Below are 4,883 nucleotides of genomic sequence, written 5' to 3' on the forward strand. Positions count from 1 at the left end.
GCCTCGGATCATAACAACGAATGTTGCGCTCGTTGCGGTTTTAATCAAGAGGTAGGTAACAACGCTTCCTTTGTCTCGTACACGCTACCGTCTGTATGTTGTACGACTGTCTTTTATTGAGTGTGGGGAAAATCTGCCTCGCCAGCTCAGAAGTAACATTTATTAACAGTCAAATTTGGTCTAAACAGGCCTCTGCAACTGGATTTCAAGTGCTTCCGGCGCTCTATCAGAGCCAGTTGATGGGGCTGATACAGCTGCCAGTTGCTGTTGGGACTCCCGGAAAGACAACGGATGCCAGAGTGACCTTGATAACGCTTGCCCTGTTGGTAATGCCGGATTAGCCTGCTTAATGGCCTTGTAGCTTGCATAGGCACAAATGGCGTAGGCGCATGAGCCGACTCCCATTGTGAAGACAGCAGGTATAGCGTACAAGGCATAGGCTGAGAGTTCGTTTGAGGAGCCTGCCAGTTGTTCAAATTCTGTATTAATAGAACTGGTTACAAGATTGGTTTGTCCCGACGTTGCGATTTGTCCCGACGTTGCGATTTGTCCCGACGTCGTGAGTTGTCCTGACGTCGTGAGTTGTCCCGACGTCGTGAGTTTTCCCGACGTCGTGAGTTGTCCGGGGTTTGTGAGTTGTCCGGGCGTTGTGGTTTGTGCTGGCGTTGTTACATTGTTGCATAACTCCGCCCGCTCATCCGAGTGATCACGACAATTGGGCGACCCATTGCATCGAAGAATGGAAGATAAACATTGGCCGTTATCACAAATAAACCGCCCTAAGGTTTTACATACATCCCGTGTACAGTTCTCTTCATCGGAGCCATCACCACAATCCACCGTAAGAAAATCATCACTTCCATCACATCTAAACTGGTTACTAATGCATCGGTCGTTTTCACACAGGAATTGATCAGGATCGCATGTCCACCCAGGCACTGTGGTTGGGCTGGATGTTGGGGTGTTTGCAGAAGTTGTCATTGCTTCTGGTATTGTTGCCGCCTGAGCCGCCTGCTGCTGATTATACAAAACCGCCAAAACAAGCAGTGATTCTTTTAGCCCTGGTGCCACAGCACCAACATAGGGTGAACTCATCACCTGATTGAAAGCAAAACCCGCCGCACGGCGCACCAAAATTGTTCCGGCCTGCAAGGCATGACTGGCAAGTTGACTTACCTTGTAGTCAACAATCGGTTTGTGCTCCGGCTTTTGCGCCAAGTCATTACCGCATCGGATACATTCCTGGCAAATGGTGATACCTGCCCTCTTGGAGGTTTCTGCGGGCATGACCATAGCCTGTGGGTTGAATGCGTTTGGTAATGAGGATTCAACTTTCATTTGATAACCTTTTGGATAGTCCGATAATTCCTCCATGCAAATGTACCCATGGCACGATGCGCAGTTACCAGACCAGGGCGGTTGATTCTTGAACACTTCCTGGTCAGTCGCCAAAGGCTAACCAGTCCATAGGTTATGGCAGTAAGATAGATGTTTTTCTAATACTCGCACCCAAATATTTAACATCACATCCTGCAGGCTCCGCTATGCATTCCCACGGGGAACCGTGGGAACGAACGGCCTGTATTATGTATAAAAGAACTTGGCTGCACCAGGAGGCTGTCCGGGAATAGACTACCTCCCAGGGTTAATCGCAAACCCGCCACCTTTTGTTCCCTACCTTCCCTGCTTTACGTACAATACCCCACGGGATTGATGGGGAGTAAAGCGGTGATCAGCAGGCTGGACCAGAAAACGACAAATACCTTATATAGCCACTTTGCCCGTGAACTGGCCTCGGCAGGCTTTAGCGGGGATATTGAGCTGGGTTATGCCGACCGAACCGTTCTGGCAACGGACAATTCGATCTACCAGGTACTGCCAGAGGGAGTGCTCTACCCTCGCTCAACGGCAGACATCAGCAAGATTCTCACCCTTGCCAATAAGCCGGAGTTCCACCCGATCGTTGTGTCTCCCCGTGGTGGTGGTACCGGCACCAATGGTCAGTCGCTGACATCTGGCTTTATGGTGGACACCAGTCGTTATATGAACCGGGTGCTGGAGATCAATACCAGAGAGCGCTGGGCCAGGGTTCAATCCGGCGTGGTCAAAGACTACCTGAACCAGCTGGCGGCTGATGAAGGCCTGTTCTTTGCCCCGGAACTCTCCACCAGCAACCGGGCAACCGTGGGCGGCATGGTGAATACCGATGCCAGCGGTCAGGGTTCTGTGGTGTATGGCAAAACCCGACACCATGTACTTGAACTGACCTCAGTACTTGCCGATGGCACGGTGTGGAACTCCTCACCGGTGGACAACGATCAACTTGAGCAACTGTGTCAGCGACAGGACCGTATTGGTGCGATTTATAACACCCTGAAAAAGACCCACAGCGAACATCAACAACAGGTGTCGGAAGTATTCCCTCACCTGAACAGAAACCTGACCGGCTATGACCTGGCCAATATTGTCAATAAAGATAACCAGCATGATCTGAATGCCATTCTCTGTGGTTCCGAAGGTACCCTGGCGATCATCAGTGAGATTAAAGTTAACCTGCTGCCTATCCCCGGGCATTCTGCCCTGGTGCTGGTTTTCTACAAAAGTTTCCAGGACTCGCTGCAGGATGCCCAAACACTGATGTCTGCGCAGCCAGATTCCATTGAAACCATCGATTCCCGTGTGCTTGGGCTGGCAAAGGCCGACAGTGTCTGGGAAAGTGTCAAAGATTTTTTTCCACCGGGCTCGTCAGAACAAGGGAGTGATGATATTGACGGCATCAACTTTGTCGAGTTTACCGGCGACGATGAAGCGGAGATTCAGCAGGGTATCGATCGCCTGAAAGCAGAGCTGGAAAAACCGGTCAGTATCTGGCGTGCCGGTCACAGCGTAGTGAAAGGCACCGGCAATGTTAAAAAAATCTGGAACATGCGCAAGCAGGCTGTCGGGCTGCTGGGCAATATGAAAGGCGACGCACGCCCTATACCCTTTGTGGAAGATGTGGCCGTTCCCCCGGAACATCTCGCTGACTTTATTCAAGCCTTCCGGGCTCTACTGGACAGTCACCAGCTTTCCTATGGCATGTTCGGGCATGTGGATGCCGGTGTTCTCCATGTTCGCCCGGCCATCGATATGAAAGACCCGGAACAGGAGAAACTGGTCCGGTTAATCAGTGATGACGTGGCTGCACTGGCCAGAAGTTATGGTGGTGTGCTCTGGGGCGAGCATGGTAAAGGGGTCCGCTCGGAATACGCACCGGACTTCTTTGCCGACCTCTACCCGGTGCTGCAGGAAATTAAAGGCGTATTTGATCCTTACAACCAGTTAAACCCCGGCAAGATTGCCACCCCCGCCACCTTGCCAGAACCGGTTCAGCTGCTGAAGATTGATGAAGTGCCCACCCGTGGCCAGCAGGACCGGGAAATTGAGCGCAATGCCTTTGCCGAGTTCACCAGCAGCCTTTACTGTAACGGCAACGGTGCCTGCTTTAATTACAACCCCAACAGCGCCATGTGCCCCACCTGGAAAGCCACCTGCGACCGGACGCAATCCCCGAAAGGCCGGTCTGGTCTGGTGCGGGAATGGCTGCGGTTACAAACCGCCGCTGGTGCCGACATAGCTGGTGAAAGCCATAAGATCCGTCAGGCGGGCCCACTCTACAACGGTGGTCAGAAACTGATTAACCTGGTGAACAAATGGCGGGGTGAAGAGGACTTCAGCCATCAGGTCTATGGGGCTCTGGATAGCTGCATGAGCTGTAAGTCCTGTGCCGGGCAATGCCCGATTCAGGTCAATGTTCCCGACCTGCGTTCCCGTTATTTTGAACTTTACCACGGCCGCTACCCAAGACCGGTCAAACACCATGTGGCCGGTTTGCTGGAGCCAATGCTGCCGGTACTCGCCAAGGTCAAACCGGCTTACAATCTGGTCATGGGCTGGTCAGTTGCCAATACCCTTGCCAGCAAAACCATTGGTCTGCAGGATATTCCGGCGATTACCAGTTCATCGCCGGTTAACGACTGTTGTCGTGCTGGTGCGGCCATTGCCAACCGCACGTTGCTGGATGCCATCCCCGACAGTGAACGGGATAAAACCGTCATTATTATTCAGGATGCCTTTACCAGCTTCTTTGACACACCACTGCTGACCGACCTGGTTGAGCTGCTGATTCGACTTGGCTACCGCCCATTGATTGCCCCTTACCAACCCAATGGTAAGGTGCTCCATGTCTATGGGTTCCTGGGCCGGTTTGAAAAAATCGCCAGAACCAATGGTGAGGAGCTGAAAGCACTGGCCGACAGTGGCATCAGCCTGGTGGGGATTGATGCTGCGGTTACCCTGACCTATCGGGATGAATACCGGGAAGTGATGGGCGAAGACTTTCTTATGGCTGACGGCTCCCCAGAAGTACTGCTCCTGTCCGAATGGTTTGCCAGACAGTCAGAAACAATACGTCAGTTGCAAATAAACCTTGCCAGCGCTGAGACAGAAGACTTTGTGCTACTCGGCCACTGCACAGAAATTTCCAATGTCCCTGCCGCCCCTGCTCAATGGCAACAGTTATTCAGTGACCTGGGCCTTAAACTCACCTATAAAGCCACCGGCTGTTGTGGGATGGCAGGCATCTATGGCCATGAGACCCGCAATCAGGAAATATCAAGAAAGCTCTACGATATGAGCTGGAAGGACGTTGTGCAGAACCCTGAAAACAGTGGCAGGCTGGTGGCTACCGGTTATTCCTGCCGCAGCCAGGTGAAACGTTATGGCGATGACAAGATTCCACACCCGGTTCAGGCACTGCTGCAGGTGATGAAGCAGCAGGCTTTGAATTAGCCGTTTTTTTAAACCACAAATGCCCATGGCGCGAGAAAATGTTTTGCGCCACC

Annotated in this window: 2 protein-coding genes; one reads left to right on the forward strand and one right to left on the reverse strand. The window is 52.3% G+C overall.

Annotated elements, in window-relative coordinates:
* Nucleotides 1–180: 180 nt before the first annotated feature.
* The gene (locus tag KDK15_RS02985) at nucleotides 181–1,338 is read right to left on the reverse strand and encodes an LDL receptor domain-containing protein (protein ID WP_257293882.1); all 1,158 of its coding nucleotides are present in this window, start codon (nucleotides 1,336–1,338) and stop codon (nucleotides 181–183) included.
* Between the two features lie 390 nt (nucleotides 1,339–1,728).
* Here KDK15_RS02985 and KDK15_RS02990 point away from each other — a divergent pair, with 390 nt between their 5' ends.
* Complete coding sequence (locus KDK15_RS02990; RefSeq protein WP_257293883.1) at nucleotides 1,729–4,830, forward strand: FAD-binding and (Fe-S)-binding domain-containing protein; 3,102 nt, start codon at nucleotides 1,729–1,731, stop codon at nucleotides 4,828–4,830.
* The last annotated feature ends 53 nt before the right edge of the window (nucleotides 4,831–4,883 follow it).

Origin of the sequence: Endozoicomonas sp. YOMI1 (genome assembly GCF_024606345.1) — a bacterium.
Classification (GTDB): Bacteria; Pseudomonadota; Gammaproteobacteria; order Pseudomonadales; family Endozoicomonadaceae; genus Endozoicomonas.

Coding starts and splice junctions, on each gene's coding strand:
- KDK15_RS02985 (WP_257293882.1), bottom strand. CDS start 1,338: ATGAAAGTTGAATCCTCATTACCAAACGCATTCAACCCACAGGCTATG.